This window comes from Acetobacteroides hydrogenigenes (genome assembly GCF_004340205.1).
In the GTDB taxonomy this organism is placed as follows: domain Bacteria; phylum Bacteroidota; class Bacteroidia; order Bacteroidales; family ZOR0009; genus Acetobacteroides; species Acetobacteroides hydrogenigenes.
This window is the reverse complement of sequence record NZ_SLWB01000008.1, coordinates 130,516-144,593: the sequence shown is the minus strand read 5'-3', so window position 1 is coordinate 144,593 and position 14,078 is coordinate 130,516. Positions and strand designations below refer to the sequence as shown.

Here is a 14,078-nt window from a genome sequence, read left to right as displayed (position 1 = left end):
ATTCGGTTGTTTTTTATGAGTTTACTACTTGTTAAATCTTTTCACGTATTTGAAAAGGGACTGAGGGTATAGAACATTTGCTCACAGTAAATTAGCTTAATTTCTTTCTTGAATTCGGCTATATAGGGTGATGCGCAGATTATTAGCATTAAATTTGACGAATTAATGAATCGCTTACGTTTATGGCATATTTAGGCGTCGATATAGAGTCGATGAAGATTGCTGCAGAGGCAATACGCGAGGGAAAGTTGGTGTCGTTTCCTACCGAAACCGTTTATGGTTTGGGAGCGGATGCGTTTAATCCAGAAGCTGTCGCACGAATCTTTCAGGAAAAGGAACGCCCTTCTTTTGATCCGCTAATTGTTCATATTTCGGATATTGCGCAGCTCTATAAGTTGTCCCGTTCTGTTTCTTCCGTGGTTTTGAGGCTGGCAGAGCACTTTTGGCCGGGACCGCTTACTATGGTGCTACCAAAGCAGCCCGAGGTTCACGATATTGTAACATCTGGGCTTGATACGGTTGCTGTACGCATGCCCAACCATCCGATTGCGCTACAGCTTATTTCGTTGTCGGGAACAGTGATAGCGGCACCAAGCGCCAATAAGTTTGGGCAGCTAAGCCCAACGCACCATAGGCATGTAACCAAGCAGCTAAAAGGAGTCGACTATGTAATACAGGGCGGTTATACTTCGGTTGGGATCGAATCGTCGGTAGTGTCGGTAGAGGAGGGGCGGATTCAGATCCTTCGTCCAGGTGCTGTTACAGCTGCCGATATTAGAGCCGTTTTGCCCGAGATCGAGGTTGTAGACTTTACTAAGCCTGTAGAAGATCATTTGCCTTCGCCGGGGTTGCTGGATAGCCATTACAGCCCTAAAAAGCCCCTTTACATTACGAACAGTATTGGTCAGTTTGCGGGGGAGAGGTTTGGCTATATTGCTTTCTCTGGTGATGGTGCCGTGGAAGGTCCTGCTGTTGTTAGGGTGCTTTCGAAAAGGGGAAACTATGCAGAGGCGGCAACCAACCTGTTTGGAGCCTTGCACGACATGGAAGAATCCGATGTCGACTTCATCGTGGCAGAGCCCATAAAGGAAGAGGGCATAGGAATCGCCATTATGGATAGGCTAAAAAAGGCCGCATTTAAGTATAAAACAGAGTAAGCCGGTCTTCGGCATGAGCAGCAACAAAAAAGGAGGGCATTGCCCTCCTTTTTTGTTGCTGTATTGTTCAGAAATTACTCTGCTTCCTTCATGTTGTGGAAAACGTTGGTGACGTCATCGTCTTCTTCAAATTTAGCAAGTAGCTTTTCAATGTCGGCTTGCTGCTCTGCGGTAACCTCCTTGGTGTCGGTGGGGATTCTTTCGAATTCAGCGCTCACGATTTCGAATTCGTTTTGCTCAAGGTACTTTTGTATGTTTCCAAAGTTTTCAAAAGTTCCATAGATTTCGATATTACCTTCTTCAGCATCGGCAAAAATTTCGTCAACACCAAAGTCGATCATCTCAAGTTCGAGTTCTTCCATGTCAATACCCTCTTTCTCTTTTACCTTAAAGTGGCATTTGTGCTCGAACATGAAAGAAACGCTACCTGATGTACCTAGCGAACCGTTACACTTGTTAAAGTAGCTTCTTACGTTTGCTACCGTACGTGTTGGGTTGTCGGTGGCAGTATCTACGATAATCGCGATACCGTGCGGTCCATACCCTTCGTAGGCTATTTCCTTATAGTCTTCTTGTTCTTTAGTTGTTGCTTTTTTGATTGCACGTTCAACATTTTCCTTGGGCATGTTGGCAGCCTTGGCGTTTTGAATCAGCACCCTGAGGCGCGAATTCGAAACAGGATCAGGACCTCCCGATTTTACCGCCATGATGATTTCTTTGCCTAACTTGGTAAAAGTGCGAGCCATGGTGCCCCAGCGTTTCAGCTTACGTGCTTTGCGATACTCAAATGCTCTTCCCATTGTATTTTTCTTTGGATGTTTTTCCGAGCTGCAAATGTATTGCTGCTTTGCGAATTATAAAAGTTTTTTGGCAAAAATATAAAACTAAAAAAGCCCCGAATATTTTCGGAGCTTTTTAGAGCCGATGGCGAGAATTGAACTCGCGACCCCTTCCTTACCAAGGAAGTACTCTACCACTGAGCTACATTGGCGTTTTGACAAAAAAATACCCTCGGTATTATCGAAGGCTTTGAGCGGAAGACGAGATTCGAACTCGCGACCCTCAGCTTGGAAGGCTGATGCTCTACCAACTGAGCTACTTCCGCAATTGTTGGTATGTGGGGAGAGCAGGATTCGAACCTACGAAGACATAAGTCAGCAGATTTACAGTCTGCCCCAGTTGGCCGCTTTGGTATCTCCCCAACTATAATACTTTAAGAACTTTTTGGAGCCGGTGGAGGGATTCGAACCCCCGACCAGCTGATTACAAATCAGCTGCTCTGGCCAACTGAGCTACACCGGCAATTTGCTATTTTAAAGAGCGTTGCTTTTGTTTTTTATCAGGAGCGTTTCCTTTCAAAAGCGATGCAAAGATATGGCTAATTCTTGAATCTGCAAGGGGTGAAAAGAAAAAAGTCTGAAATAAATTCCAGACTTTTGTTTTGATTTTTGAGTTTCAACTGGTTAAAAGTTGAAAATTTTTTCATGATTTTCCATGTCATTTTGCAGTGCTACCATTTTTATGGCTGTAAGGGCGGCTTCATCTCCTTTGTTGCCGTGTTTGCCGCCTGCACGATCCTGTGCTTGCTGGAGGTTGTCGGTGGTTAGCACACCAAAAATTACCGGAATATTGTAGCTAGTGTTTACTTGGGTAATGCCTTGGGTTACGCCTTGACATATAAAATCGAAATGACGGGTTTCTCCTTGAATAACGCATCCGAGTGCAATAATGGCGTCAACCTCGGTGTATTCGGCCATAAATTGGGCTCCTATTGTTAGTTCAAAGGTTCCGGGGACACGCTTCACGATGATGTGCTTTTCTACCGCGCCGTGCTTAATGAGGGTGTTGTAACAGCCTTCTAAGAGTTTGTCGGTAATATTATCGTTCCATTCTGCTACAACGATACCAAACTTCATGTTTTTTGCAGATGGAATTTCCCCCTTTTCGGTTGAGAGGTTTTGTAGATTAGTAGCCATGTCTAAAATTTTTGTTCAAAAGATAAAAAAAAAGTATCAATCTTACAATTGATACTTTTTCGTATTGTGAGAGATATTCGTTACTTGTTGATGTTCAACTTTGCGCGGGTGATATACTTGTCAACATCAGTAGCCTCTACGCTTTGTGGATAGTTCTCCTTAACGTTTTCGTAGTTGCTAAGCGCATCTTTCCAGTTTCCTTGCTCTTCGTAAACAGCAGCAGCCTTAAATAGGAACTGAGGAGCCGTAAAGTTGTTGTCGCTTAAAGTAGCAGCCTTCATATATGCGCTAGCAGCTTTGTCTAGTTGCTTTAACTCTACGTAAGCATCGCCCTTTGCTCCTTCGGCAAGTGGTGCAAATATCATGTTGTCGCTAGAGTAACTGTTAAGGTGATCTAGCGCTTTTTGGAATTGACCTAGGTTTAACTCGCAAATGCCTGCGTAGAAGTTGGCAATATTACCAGCTGCTGTAGAACTGTATTCGTCGGCGATTTTAGCAAAACCAGCACCTGTTGCATTTCCTTCGAGTGCGGACTTGTAGTTTCCTTGCTCAAAGTAGTTCTGTGCTGAAGCCATTTGGGCAAGTGCTTTTTCCTCCCTTGGCTCGGCTATCAGTTTCTTGTATCCGAAGAATAAGCCTATAATTACTACTATGGCAGAAAAGCCATAGATTAATAGTTTCTGGTATTTTTCAATAAACTGCTCAGATTTGGTTAGAGCACCCTCAATTGCCTGAAGGTTTTCTTCTTGATGCGTTTTCTTTTCGTGCGACATATTGTTAATCTGTTTTTGTCAAAAATAGGAAAGCAAAAGTAATTCTTTTTAAATAATATGGAAATTTTTATACGGCTTTTGTCATCTGAGCGTTTGTAGTACATTTGCTAGCATAATAACACAATGATCAGCAGCATCCGGCTTGGGATGAGCATATGCCTATGTTTTTAAGTAGATTGAACCTTGTAAATTTCAAGAATTTTGCTAGCGTTGAGGTAGAGTTTTGTCCCAAAATCAACTGCTTTGTGGGGGATAATGGCGTTGGTAAAACTAATATGCTGGATGCTATTTACTTCCTGTCGATGTGTAAAAGCGGATGGCTTATGGCCGACAGCCAATGCGTAAAGCATGGAGAACCGTTTTTTGTAGTGGATGGCATATATCGAAGGAATGAGGGGGACGATAAAATTTATTGTGGTTTTAAACTGGGGAGTGGGAAGGTTATAAAGAAGAATGGGAAGGAGTATGATAGAATCGCTGATCACATTGGTTCGTACCCTTTAGTCCAGATTTCGCCTGCTGATAATAATTTAGTTCAGGAGTCTGGAGAGGAGCGACGTCGGTTCATGAATTTGGTGCTTTCTCAAATTGATCGAAGCTATTTAGTTGCTCTTCAGAAGTACAATCGATTATTGGCCCATCGAAACAAGCTGCTTAAATCTAATTTTACCAATGGTTCATCTTACGAGGTGCTTGAGGTAATTGACGTTCAGATGGTGGAAGTTGGTTCTTACATATATAGGTTTCGAAAGAAATTTGTAGCGGATCTTCAGCCTATATTTGAACGTTACTATGCCACGATTTCAGAATCGAGAGAGGTTGCCGGGATCAGCTATATTAGCCATCTTATCAATGATGATATGAAAGCGTTACTTCTAAAAAACTACGAAAAGGATTGTGTTCTACAACACACTTCCGTAGGTGTACATCGAGATGATTTGGATCTTTTGCTTGACGGTTATTCGGCAAAGAAAATGGGGTCGCAAGGTCAGCAGAAAACGCTGCTGATTGCTCTTAAACTTGCGCAATTTGAGCTGATTCGACAGTCCTCAGGAATAAAGCCGATACTACTGCTCGACGATATCTTTGATAAACTTGATCCTAGGAGGGTGTCGAAGATGATAGAGCTAGTTGGAAATGATTTATTCGGACAGATATTTATAACCGATAGCAACAAGCATAGGCTTGAAGAGGCTTTAGGTGTACTTTTAAATGATGCCTACCTTTTTTCTGTTGCTGATGGTGCTGTAGAAAGAAAGGATATATTGCCATGAAACCAGGAAAAACTTATTCGGTATCCGACATCTTAAAGAGCATCTTTAAGGATAAAAAGTTTGAAGAAGGACTGCTTTCCGCTCAGATAAAGCGCGAATGGCCTGAAATTGTGGGGGTAAAAGTTGCTTCTGCAACAGGAGGTATGTGGGTAAAAGAGCGGGTGCTTTTTGTGGAGGTAAAGTCGTCTATTATCCGGAGTGAATTGAAGCTAATTAGCAACGAACTAGTAAAAGTTATAAATCGGAGGATGGGGGAAGATGCCATCACCGATTTGATTGTTCGATAATCGATCGGCAATGGCTGCTTATTTCTAGAATTCTACCTCTTCTGGGGTAAAGAAAAAGCGAATTTCTCTTTGTGCATTTTCGTCGGAATCAGAGCCGTGAATAGCATTACGCGAGACCATTTCGCCATATACTTTTCGAATTGTACCCTCTGCGGCTTCAAGCGGATTTGTTTTTCCAATAGTTGCCCTAAAATCCTCCACTGCATTTCCCTTTTTTAGGGCTGCTACTACAATTGGACCAGAGGTCATAAACTCTACCAATCCTGCAAAGAAAGGTTGCCCTTTGTGGATTTCATAAAAATTCTCCGCCAACTCTTTGGTTAGGCAAACATCTTTTCTCTTCAAAACTTCAAAACCGGCCTTTTCGATCTTTTCAAAAATGGCTTCAGTGTAATTTTTACTTACTGCGTCGGGTTTGATAATTGTAAATGTGATATTTCCGCTCATCTTATTAAGCCTTATTTTGTGAGGGGCAAAGTAGTAAATTATTCTAACCAACAAAAAGAATTGGTATCTTTAGCCCGTAAAAATTAGGAAGTGATAGATAACAGTAAGTTAGAAAGCTTAAAAAAACTACTGAACGATGCGGAGTGCATCTCAATAGTTACGCACCCAAATCCCGATGGAGATGCGGTTGGTTCTTCGGTAGGCATGTGCCAAATTTTGAAGAACTTGGGAAAGGAGGTTTATGCTATAGTGCCGAACTCGTTCCCAGACTTCTTGGCGTGGATGGAGGAGGCTGATAAGTTCTTGAATTTCGAGAAAAATCCGCAAGAGGTAATAAATGCTTTAGGCAAAAGCAATCTTATAATCTGTCTCGATTTTAATTCTTTGTCGAGACTAAACGGCATGGGAGAGGTGGTAAAGGAGGCTTTGGCACCTAAGGTGCTTATCGATCATCACCTATATCCCGAAGATGATTTTATACTACAATTCTCAGAGCTATGGGTTAGCTCAACCTGCGAACTGGTATACCACATTGCAAAGGGGCTTGACCTATTGCCTATGCTAAGCATTGGGGCTGCGGAAGCTTTGTATGCCGGAATAATGACGGATACAGGCTCTTTTAGCTACTCTAGCTCGAATCCTGCTACCTTTCATGTTGTTGCCGATTTGCTAGAGATGAACATCGATAAGGATAAGGTTCATCAGGTTGTGTACAATACATTTTCTGAAGAAAGAATGCGCCTTATGGGGTATTGCTTAAACGAGAAGATGGTGGTTTTTAGAGAGCATAAAACGGCATTCATAGCCTTAACGATTAAGGAACTCAACAGGTTTAAGCATCGATCTGGCGATACCGAAGGGCTTGTGAACCTGCCCTTGTCTATTAAGGATGTTAACTTTTCAGTGCTTTTTACGGAACAGACCGATGGCTATGTAAAGCTTTCGCTGAGATCGAAGGGCGACTTTTCTGTAAATGAATTTTCAAGAAAGTACTTTTATGGAGGCGGGCACAAAAATGCAGCCGGAGGTCGTATCCAAATGAAGCTGCCAGAGGTTATCAAGTATTTCGAAATTTGTGTGAGAGAAAATGCCGATAAAATTGTTAAAAGCATCTAGCATTCTATGGATGCTGATTCTAGTAGCTTGTAGTAATGGGACGGAGGAAGGCTATGTAAATCATCATACCACCAATCGTGTTGAAGAAGGAAAAATGCTTCGGGCTAATCGCTACCTCAATAAAAAGGATATGCTAGTTGTTGAAGGTTATATTGAAAGGCATGGGGTAAGGATGGCTCTTTCTGATTATGGATTCTACTACAGGTGTGTAGAAAAGGGAGGTGGTCCGAAAATAAAAGAAGGATCGGTTGTACTTTATGCCTATAAGATACATTTGATTGACGGAACCCCTCTTGATTCGTCTGGTACTGAACTTGCTCAAATTATTGTTGATAAATCGGGAGGTATTGCAGGGTTGCACGAAGGGTTGAAGCTTTTTTCCGAAGGAGATAGTGCTCAACTTATTTTTACGCCCCATTTGGCCTATGGTTTATTGGGCGATGGCGAGAAAATTCCTTCGAGAGCAACGCTTGTTTACGATATCCGAATAAAAAGTGTGCAGTAGCGCACAATAAACTGGGCTATATTGCTGTTTATATTAGGTAAAATTGGGCGACTGCAACCTTTGTAGCCGCGATATTTAAAGAATATTCCTACATTTGGAAGCCTAAATGCAAAGCAATTAGCAAATGCAATTTAAAAAGGTGATGAGATTTTTTAGGTATACAGCTTTAGCCGCTACGTTTGCTTGCGTTGTTGGTGCTCTTTCGTCGTGTGGCAAGGAGGAAACCCAAACCAACAGCATAGAGGCGCAGAATGCCCTTATAGCGTCTTTTATAAAAATAACGAAGCTTACCGATAGCGTCCAAAAGAGTGGAGATATATGGTTTAACCGATTTAAAAAGGGAGCAGGTTCTGCAATTCAGGTAGGCAATAAGGTGACGCTACACTATGTTCTTTCCGTTGTAGAAAACTCGACAACCCTTAGACCTTTTAATACCAGCATCGAGTCGGTTGCGAAGGCGAATTCACTCGACAATCCCTTTGCCAAATACGATCCTATTACGGTAGTCGTAGGGAAAAGCGGCCTTCCTAAAGGCTTCGATCAAGGGCTTCTCTCGCTGTTCGATGGCGATGCGGCTCAGCTTCTTTTCCCTTCTTCCTATGCGTACGGAGGTAGCGCAATAGGTGCAGTACCTGCCAACTCGGCTGTAGGGGTAAGGATTTACATTCTAAAAGTTGAAAGATAAGAACGAATAAAAAGTTGCAATAATAGTTATTCTATGCACAGCTATATTAAAGTATTGGCTTTAGCAGCCTTAGCAGTAGGGCTTTTCTCATGCGCTCAGGAAGAGGATGTCTCTTCGAGAACAATTGAAGATCGCATTATAGGTGCGTATGTTAATCAAAATCCTATATGGAAAAATAAAACCGAAACGGGTCTTTACTTAAACGTCCTTAAGGAAGGGACTGGTGTTACCCCTACTATAACCGATTGGGTTATGGTTAAGTTTACCGGAAAAACCCTTGAGGGAGATTACTTCCATACTACGGATACCGCTGTATTCAACCATCTAGACTATCATGTAAACTACTTCCACATTGTACCCGACTTTTTGTATATGGCAGGTGCAATGCCTCAAGGTTTTAGAGAGGCTCTTTTAAAAATGAAGGAGGGGGGAAAGGTTGATTTGCTTATTCCTTCCTACTTGGGCTTTGGCTCGTATGGTGCTGTTAAGTTTGGACAAATGCCGCTTCTTCCTGATGCCTACGTACAGGCTAATCGTCCGGTAACGTATCAGATGGAACTGGTTAAGGTTATCTCTAAGCCACGCGAATACGACTCGTTGCTGGTTGATTCTTACGTTAGTAAGAATTCTGGCTTTGTCAATATTAAGGATAAGGCAGTGTACTTTAGGGAGATTGAAAAGGGTAGTGCAGCAGCTAGTGATACCATTGGTAATGGATCGAAGGTGTATGTTCACTATGCAGGCTATTTCTTAGATAACTACTGCTTTGATACCAATATAAAAGCTATATCGGATACGTTTGCACCTTATGCTCCTTATGGTAGTGCTAGTTCTACTTCTGCCGATGGGGATACCTTGGTGGTAAGCATGTCGGCTACTAGTAGCGGTGTTGTTAAGGGTTTCGAACTTGCCTTACGTAAAATGACTAAGGGGGCGAAGGCCGAGGTTGTATTTACCTCAACCAACGGTTACGGGATTACCGGGCAGTCTAGCAGCTCCAGCAAGCCATCAATTGCTCCTTATGCTCCTCTGAGATTCTATATTGTAGTAGACAAGGTGGAAAATCCTGTATCGACAACAACAACAACAACTGCTGCTGCAATACTTCCTCCGAAGTTGCTACGAAAGTACTAAAAAGACGGTTGGTCTTTTATGAAGGTCGGGGACTTGCTTACGCCAGTCTCCGATTTTTTTTGTCACAATGAATTCGGTTTCGGTGGTAATGTCGGCGGCGATGCATAGTCGGGTATCGGGATGACAGGTCTCCAGCAGGGCTGCTAGCATATGGTTGTTGCGGTAGGGAGTTTCTATAAAGATTTGCGTTTGGCGCTCGCGGTTCGAGCGCTGCTCTAGTGTCTTGATGGCCTTAACCCTCTCTGCAGGCTTTACGGGGAGGTAGCCCACAAAGGCAAAGTTTTGCCCATTGAGCCCCGATGCCATTAGCGACATCAGTATGGACGAGGGACCAACCAATGGAACCACCTTAATCCCTAATCGGTGTGCTTCTGCAACCGCATCGGCACCGGGATCGGCAACACCTGGTACGCCAGCCTCCGAGATAATGCCGATGTCATTTCCATCTAAAGCAGGCTGCAGCATCTTTCGTACCTCCGTAGGGTTGGTGTGCTCGTTGAGCTCGTAAAAGGTAAGCGTGTCTATCTGAATTCCCAGCTTCAGCTTGCTAATAAACCTGCGGGCGGTGCGGAGCTCCTCAACAATAAAGAACCGGGTGTTCTGTACTACATCCTTTACATGTTGCGGAATAACATTCTCGATTGGGGTATCGCCTAGCGTGGTTGGAATCAGGTAAACTACTGCCGACATGGTCTCTTTTTTTTCGGCAAAGGTAATCCAATTCTTCTGATATGAAGGATTGCCAGCTGTTCTAGACCGTTATTTGGGAATACTTTCTCGGTTTATGTGCTATTTTTGCGGGTACTATTCGAATTTAGGAGGATATACGTTGAAGGTTACATTTCTAGGCACCGGCACCTCGCAAGGGGTGCCTATAATAGCCTGCAGCTGCCCTGTTTGCCAATCGGACGACCTGCACGATAAGCGCCTGCGCTCGTCGGTGCTGGTTGAGGTTGATGGCGTTCGCATTCTGATTGATGCTGGACCCGACTTTCGGCAGCAGATGCTCCGCGAGAGGGTAAAAGATCTGGACGCCATTCTGCTTACCCACGAGCATAAGGATCATGTTGGAGGGTTAGACGATGTTCGTGCCTTTAACTACGTGCTTAATCGGCCTATGGATATTTACGCCTTAGAGCGGGTGCTGGGGCATCTGAAGGTGGAGTTTTCGTATGTGTTTAGCGAGAAACCCTATCCTGGGGTGCCGCAGATGGCGCTTCACCCCATCGGCCCCGAGCCTTTTATGGTGAAGGATGTAGAGGTAACGCCCATCTCGGTACGGCACTTCCGTCTTCCCGTATCGGCCTACCGAATTAAGGATTTTACCTACATCACCGATGCCAACTACATCTCCGAAGAGGAGAAGCAGAAGCTGTCTGGAACGCGCGTGCTGGTGGTAAACGCGCTGAGGCGCGAAGATCACATCTCGCATTTCACCCTTACCCAGGCGCTGGAGCTGGTTGACGAGGTAAAGCCCGAGGTGGCCTACCTTACCCACATCTCGCACCAGATGGGAAAGTACGCCGACGTGCAACGCGAGCTCCCCGAAAACGTATGCCTGGCCTACGATGGGCTAACGCTGAGGCTCTAGTTCCTATTCATTAGCGCCATCTGCCAGCTGGGTGCTGCCATCCTGCTGCTGGCCCTGCTCATCCGCATTCCCTTCCTGCTTCGTCTTTCGCTTTCGGATGATGGTGTAGTGGCGCTTTAGCTCGGCGCTGTACTTGGCGTTGAGGAGCTCTACGGCTTTTTTTGTTTGAAGCCAGCCCGATTGTGGGTTGATGATGGCCTGCGCATCAATATACTCCCAAAGACCCCTGATGGCCTGCTCGAATGATCGCCTTACCCGGCTTGGTGGGGTAATCTTTTTCCTCTCGGTTCGCTCTATCCCGGCCTTAAAGTCGCAGTCGAAGAATTCTTCGTTGGCTTTAGCTAGGCTGTCGATGGCATCCTGCAGGTTAAGTAGGTGTATGGCTTGTTGGTAGTACTCGTCGCTAATTTGCGATACCAACTTGTTAATGTCGGCCGTCTCGGTGGTATAGCGCTTGCGGTAAAGGGTAAAGCCTAGGCGTTCCATCAGCTGCTTCACCTTTTCGCCCTCCTGCTGGATATCTTCCTTGGCAGAGTAGTAGCCCGCCAGCACCAGGTGCTTTAGGTGCAGGAAAGCCCGGTCGCGGTTGGCATCGGCATTCTTTAGGTTGATGTTGCTTTTGCGGCTCATGTTGAAGCCCTTCTCGAACCGCTGCTTGGCCTCAACCACGGCAGGGTAGCGTTCCGAATCGAGCTGCGAAGGATCTACGTATAGGTTGACGTAGTAGAGCATCTCTTCGGTATAGCCAATGATGCTGTTGATGCTCAAGCGGGGTAGTAGTGCGGTTTTTTTCATCGTTCGTAGATTAAAAGCGTTTTAAGCTGATGCTACAAAACCATTCGGAAGCCCTTTTTGGCATGCTGTGGCTTTACTGCCGACCTGAAGAAGGCCTTTTTAGGTTAGATGCCGGCTTCTACTGCTAGCGGAAGCTTCTAGCCTTACTCGTTGGACCTGCTTCTTAATGTTGCATGCTTAACTCTGATAAATATATAAAAAATACACATGTATTTTATAGTTTACTATATGTTCCTTGAAAAATGCATATGAATATTATTGTATTCAATATTTTGAAAGTATAGTACATATGTATAATTATATAGCTATAATGTATTTCATGAAATGCAATTGAATAATTAGAATTTCATAATGAATATGATAAAATGCAGATGCAAAAATAGAAACAAAAAGTGAACAAATATTGCAACATTTCGAAGAATTCCCAATCCATTTATATTGAGTATCCCACTGATTGCATAATGGGTTTTGAGCTGTGTTTTCCCTTTCCGTACGATGTAATAAGGATGATTTGGTGATATTTTAGCCTTCTCGATGGCGGCAAAAGGGAATTGCTGCTTGGTTTCCGCCTTTTGAAAGAAAGGGGAAGGCCTATTTTTAGGAGTTTTGAAAGGGTGATAATTAAATTTTGTAGGATTGTTTAGCTGTATTATAAAAAATTCTATCTTAGAGCAAGAGTTCTTAAACGATTAATGATACTTTCCTAAACAGTAATGCCCTATGGTAACAAAGCAACGCTATCATCATGGTAAAAAAGTAGAAAAGAAGCCGCTAGACACTACAGAGCAGCTTGCTCGTCTTTTTATTATTCTTTTGGGAGTAGGGCTGGCCGCTGCGCTGGTGTACCTTCTTGTTGCTCGCTACTTCTAAAGTGGCTTAGGAGAAAGCACGTGGAACGAGCCATGCATGCGTGGTTCGTTTTTTTGTGTGCTACCTTGTCTTTCCTGCCGTTACCATTGCTATGTACGCCTTTACGTCGAACTTCGAAAGGCACCCGTTGTAGCTCATGTAGCGTATCTTTCCAAAAATGGGACGGGGAAACCAAGCCCTGTCGTGCACTCCGCCAATGCTCCAGGCGATGCCCGCATAGCCGTTGGGGTCGCGACCGTCTAGCGAGTACTTATCGTTTAGGTATATGGCGGTGGCTAAAGCCTCCTCTACCGTAGGACTCCATTCTAAAATTTTTTTGGCCCAGTACATGCGCAGGTATCCGTGCATTTTCCCGCGGGTAGCCATCTCCGTTTGGGCAGCATTCCAAAGCGGATCGTGCGTTTGTGCCTGCTCGAGATCTTCGCGGGTGTAGATGAATTCTCTGGGATCGTCGCGGTGCAGCTCGATGTCCTTTTTTGCCCAGTCGGCGAAGCCCTCGACGCTGTCGTAGCGGGGATTATAGTAGCAGAAGTTGTCGGATAGCTCGCGCCGTACGATTAGCTCCTCCAAAAAGGCTTCGCTATCGGGCGATGCCGCTGCCCCGCGTGCTACCTCAATGGCTACTCGCTGCGCCGATAGCTGCCCGAAGTGGAGGTATGGCGACAGGTTCGATTGGGCATCAAGCGTTGGGTTGTTCCTCCTTTCGCTGTAGCCCTTCAGCTTTTGCTCAACGAATTGGCTTAGCCGCTGCCTAGCGCTGGCCTCGCCCGGTGCTAGCCATTCAATTGGTTTTACAGATGGATCGGCAAGAATACCCGCCTCCACCTCTTGCCAGCTGGTTGGCTGCAGACCTAGCCTGTCAAAGCAACTCTGCTTTTTTAGTGGAGGAAATTCGGTGAGGAACTCCTCAAGCGCCCGCCTAACCTTTGGGCGAATGGTGTAGGCTCCAAACTCCACCTTTTGAGAAACCCAGTGGCAGGGTACTATGTTATGGGCATCAACCTCGTAGTGGGCTATGTCCTCCATCTGGTTGATGGCGCTAATCCATCTTCTTTTTATGCGGAGCGGATCGAAATCGGAAACGATAAGGTTGATGCCGTTGCTTCTAACGTATTGTTCAAATGCTGAGGTTGGATCTTCGTTAAGTATAACCCGAAATGGGATGTTGAGTTCCGATAGTCCCCGTTCTAGCTCTACTAGTCCTTGCAGCATGAAGCTGTAGTGGCGTTGGTTGGCCATTGGGTAGGAGGGCGTAAGGGTAAGCACAACCTCTAGTGGGCAGCCGTGCAGCAGCGCCTGCTCTTGCGCAAATATCAGCGCCCAGTTGTCGTTAACCCGTTGGTCGCGGCTCATGCGGTAAACCACCCTACGGATGGGGGATTCGGTGGTCTTGTGCGTAATAACTCTTCGTAGATCTACTTTCATAGGCCTCTAATTTACTAAAAGGCATGTATGCTTTTCTGTATCT

The 14,078-nt window shown here is 44.8% G+C and carries 16 protein-coding genes and 4 tRNA genes; 9 read left to right on the top strand and 11 right to left on the bottom strand.

Translation table 11 applies throughout. The features are described 5' to 3' along the window. Positions 1-182: 182 nt before the first annotated feature. Complete coding sequence (locus CLV25_RS09875) at positions 183-1,157, top strand: L-threonylcarbamoyladenylate synthase (protein ID WP_131839482.1); 975 nt, start codon at positions 183-185, stop codon at positions 1,155-1,157. A 74-nt stretch (positions 1,158-1,231) separates the two neighbouring features. Here CLV25_RS09875 and CLV25_RS09870 read toward each other — a convergent pair whose 3' ends face one another. The 7 genes from CLV25_RS09870 to CLV25_RS09840 all read right to left on the bottom strand — a co-directional run bounded on the left by CLV25_RS09870 (position 1,232) and on the right by CLV25_RS09840 (position 3,906). Continuing rightward, complete coding sequence (locus CLV25_RS09870; RefSeq protein WP_131839481.1) at positions 1,232-1,957, bottom strand: YebC/PmpR family DNA-binding transcriptional regulator; 726 nt, start codon at positions 1,955-1,957, stop codon at positions 1,232-1,234. Positions 1,958-2,076: 119 nt separating this feature from the next. Further along, positions 2,077-2,148: transfer RNA gene (locus tag CLV25_RS09865), tRNA-Thr, on the bottom strand. A 41-nt stretch (positions 2,149-2,189) separates the two neighbouring features. Continuing rightward, a tRNA-Gly gene (locus tag CLV25_RS09860) sits at positions 2,190-2,262 on the bottom strand. A 13-nt stretch (positions 2,263-2,275) separates the two neighbouring features. After that, a tRNA-Tyr gene (locus CLV25_RS09855) sits at positions 2,276-2,358 on the bottom strand. Positions 2,359-2,382: 24 nt separating this feature from the next. After that, positions 2,383-2,459: transfer RNA gene (locus CLV25_RS09850), tRNA-Thr, on the bottom strand. Positions 2,460-2,620: 161 nt separating this feature from the next. After that, entirely contained in the window at positions 2,621-3,133 is a 513-nt protein-coding gene (ribH, locus tag CLV25_RS09845; RefSeq protein ID WP_131839480.1) for a 6,7-dimethyl-8-ribityllumazine synthase, read from the bottom strand. Between the two features lie 80 nt (positions 3,134-3,213). Next, on the bottom strand, positions 3,214-3,906 hold the full coding sequence (locus tag CLV25_RS09840; RefSeq protein WP_131839479.1) for a tetratricopeptide repeat protein: 693 nt from the start codon (positions 3,904-3,906) through the stop codon (positions 3,214-3,216). A gap of 155 nt (positions 3,907-4,061) precedes the next feature. Here CLV25_RS09840 and recF point away from each other — a divergent pair, with 155 nt between their 5' ends. Further along, positions 4,062-5,180 carry a DNA replication/repair protein RecF gene (gene recF, locus CLV25_RS09835; protein WP_317129319.1) on the top strand — a complete coding sequence of 373 codons (1,119 nt, stop codon included), beginning with the start codon at positions 4,062-4,064 and terminating at the stop codon, positions 5,178-5,180. Next, a complete protein-coding gene (locus tag CLV25_RS09830; protein ID WP_131839477.1) occupies positions 5,177-5,467 on the top strand; it encodes a DUF721 domain-containing protein in 291 nt (96 codons plus the stop codon). Before recF ends, CLV25_RS09830 begins: the two co-directional genes overlap by 4 nt. Positions 5,468-5,491: 24 nt before the next feature. Here CLV25_RS09830 and ndk read toward each other — a convergent pair whose 3' ends face one another. After that, a complete protein-coding gene (ndk, locus tag CLV25_RS09825; RefSeq protein ID WP_131839476.1) occupies positions 5,492-5,914 on the bottom strand; it encodes a nucleoside-diphosphate kinase in 423 nt (140 codons plus the stop codon). 90 nt (positions 5,915-6,004) lie between these two features. Here ndk and CLV25_RS09820 point away from each other — a divergent pair, with 90 nt between their 5' ends. The 4 genes from CLV25_RS09820 to CLV25_RS09805 all read left to right on the top strand — a co-directional run bounded on the left by CLV25_RS09820 (position 6,005) and on the right by CLV25_RS09805 (position 9,354). Then, positions 6,005-7,030, top strand: a complete 1,026-nt coding sequence (locus CLV25_RS09820) for a DHH family phosphoesterase (protein WP_131839475.1) — start codon at positions 6,005-6,007, stop codon at positions 7,028-7,030. A 10-nt stretch (positions 7,031-7,040) separates the two neighbouring features. Continuing rightward, positions 7,041-7,535 (top strand): FKBP-type peptidyl-prolyl cis-trans isomerase, encoded by a 495-nt coding sequence (locus CLV25_RS09815; RefSeq protein WP_165877057.1) that lies wholly within the window; start codon positions 7,041-7,043, stop codon positions 7,533-7,535. A 142-nt stretch (positions 7,536-7,677) separates the two neighbouring features. Continuing rightward, the gene (locus CLV25_RS09810) at positions 7,678-8,220 is read left to right on the top strand and encodes an FKBP-type peptidyl-prolyl cis-trans isomerase (RefSeq protein ID WP_207895624.1); all 543 of its coding nucleotides are present in this window, start codon (positions 7,678-7,680) and stop codon (positions 8,218-8,220) included. A gap of 33 nt (positions 8,221-8,253) precedes the next feature. Next, on the top strand, positions 8,254-9,354 hold the full coding sequence (locus CLV25_RS09805) for an FKBP-type peptidyl-prolyl cis-trans isomerase (protein WP_131839472.1): 1,101 nt from the start codon (positions 8,254-8,256) through the stop codon (positions 9,352-9,354). Here CLV25_RS09805 and CLV25_RS09800 read toward each other — a convergent pair. Beyond that, positions 9,340-10,044 (bottom strand): SAM-dependent methyltransferase, encoded by a 705-nt coding sequence (locus CLV25_RS09800; protein WP_131839471.1) that lies wholly within the window; start codon positions 10,042-10,044, stop codon positions 9,340-9,342. The genes CLV25_RS09805 and CLV25_RS09800 overlap by 15 nt on opposite strands. Positions 10,045-10,183: 139 nt before the next feature. Here CLV25_RS09800 and CLV25_RS09795 point away from each other — a divergent pair, with 139 nt between their 5' ends. Beyond that, on the top strand, positions 10,184-10,945 hold the full coding sequence (locus CLV25_RS09795; RefSeq protein ID WP_131839470.1) for an MBL fold metallo-hydrolase: 762 nt from the start codon (positions 10,184-10,186) through the stop codon (positions 10,943-10,945). A 3-nt stretch (positions 10,946-10,948) separates the two neighbouring features. Here CLV25_RS09795 and CLV25_RS09790 read toward each other — a convergent pair whose 3' ends face one another. Continuing rightward, entirely contained in the window at positions 10,949-11,740 is a 792-nt protein-coding gene (locus CLV25_RS09790; protein WP_131839469.1) for a DUF6261 family protein, read from the bottom strand. A gap of 720 nt (positions 11,741-12,460) precedes the next feature. On the opposite strand from CLV25_RS09790, the gene CLV25_RS15940 reads away from it, so the two are divergent. Further along, positions 12,461-12,610, top strand: a complete 150-nt coding sequence (locus CLV25_RS15940; protein ID WP_165877056.1) for a hypothetical protein — start codon at positions 12,461-12,463, stop codon at positions 12,608-12,610. A gap of 60 nt (positions 12,611-12,670) precedes the next feature. On the opposite strand, the gene CLV25_RS09785 is transcribed toward CLV25_RS15940, so the two are convergent. Continuing rightward, entirely contained in the window at positions 12,671-14,035 is a 1,365-nt protein-coding gene (locus tag CLV25_RS09785; protein ID WP_131839468.1) for a deoxyribodipyrimidine photo-lyase, read from the bottom strand. Positions 14,036-14,078 lie beyond the last annotated feature (43 nt).

Coding starts and splice junctions, on each gene's coding strand:
- CLV25_RS09875 (WP_131839482.1), top strand. CDS start 183: ATGGCATATTTAGGCGTCGATATAGAGTCGATGAAGATTGCTGCAGAG.
- CLV25_RS09870 (WP_131839481.1), bottom strand. CDS start 1,957: ATGGGAAGAGCATTTGAGTATCGCAAAGCACGTAAGCTGAAACGCTGG.
- ribH (WP_131839480.1), bottom strand. CDS start 3,133: ATGGCTACTAATCTACAAAACCTCTCAACCGAAAAGGGGGAAATTCCA.
- CLV25_RS09840 (WP_131839479.1), bottom strand. CDS start 3,906: ATGTCGCACGAAAAGAAAACGCATCAAGAAGAAAACCTTCAGGCAATT.
- recF (WP_317129319.1), top strand. CDS start 4,062: ATGCCTATGTTTTTAAGTAGATTGAACCTTGTAAATTTCAAGAATTTT.
- CLV25_RS09830 (WP_131839477.1), top strand. CDS start 5,177: ATGAAACCAGGAAAAACTTATTCGGTATCCGACATCTTAAAGAGCATC.
- ndk (WP_131839476.1), bottom strand. CDS start 5,914: ATGAGCGGAAATATCACATTTACAATTATCAAACCCGACGCAGTAAGT.
- CLV25_RS09815 (WP_165877057.1), top strand. CDS start 7,041: ATGCTGATTCTAGTAGCTTGTAGTAATGGGACGGAGGAAGGCTATGTA.
- CLV25_RS09810 (WP_207895624.1), top strand. CDS start 7,678: ATGAGATTTTTTAGGTATACAGCTTTAGCCGCTACGTTTGCTTGCGTT.
- CLV25_RS09805 (WP_131839472.1), top strand. CDS start 8,254: ATGCACAGCTATATTAAAGTATTGGCTTTAGCAGCCTTAGCAGTAGGG.
- CLV25_RS09800 (WP_131839471.1), bottom strand. CDS start 10,044: ATGTCGGCAGTAGTTTACCTGATTCCAACCACGCTAGGCGATACCCCA.
- CLV25_RS09790 (WP_131839469.1), bottom strand. CDS start 11,740: ATGAAAAAAACCGCACTACTACCCCGCTTGAGCATCAACAGCATCATT.
- CLV25_RS15940 (WP_165877056.1), top strand. CDS start 12,461: ATGGTAACAAAGCAACGCTATCATCATGGTAAAAAAGTAGAAAAGAAG.
- CLV25_RS09785 (WP_131839468.1), bottom strand. CDS start 14,035: ATGAAAGTAGATCTACGAAGAGTTATTACGCACAAGACCACCGAATCC.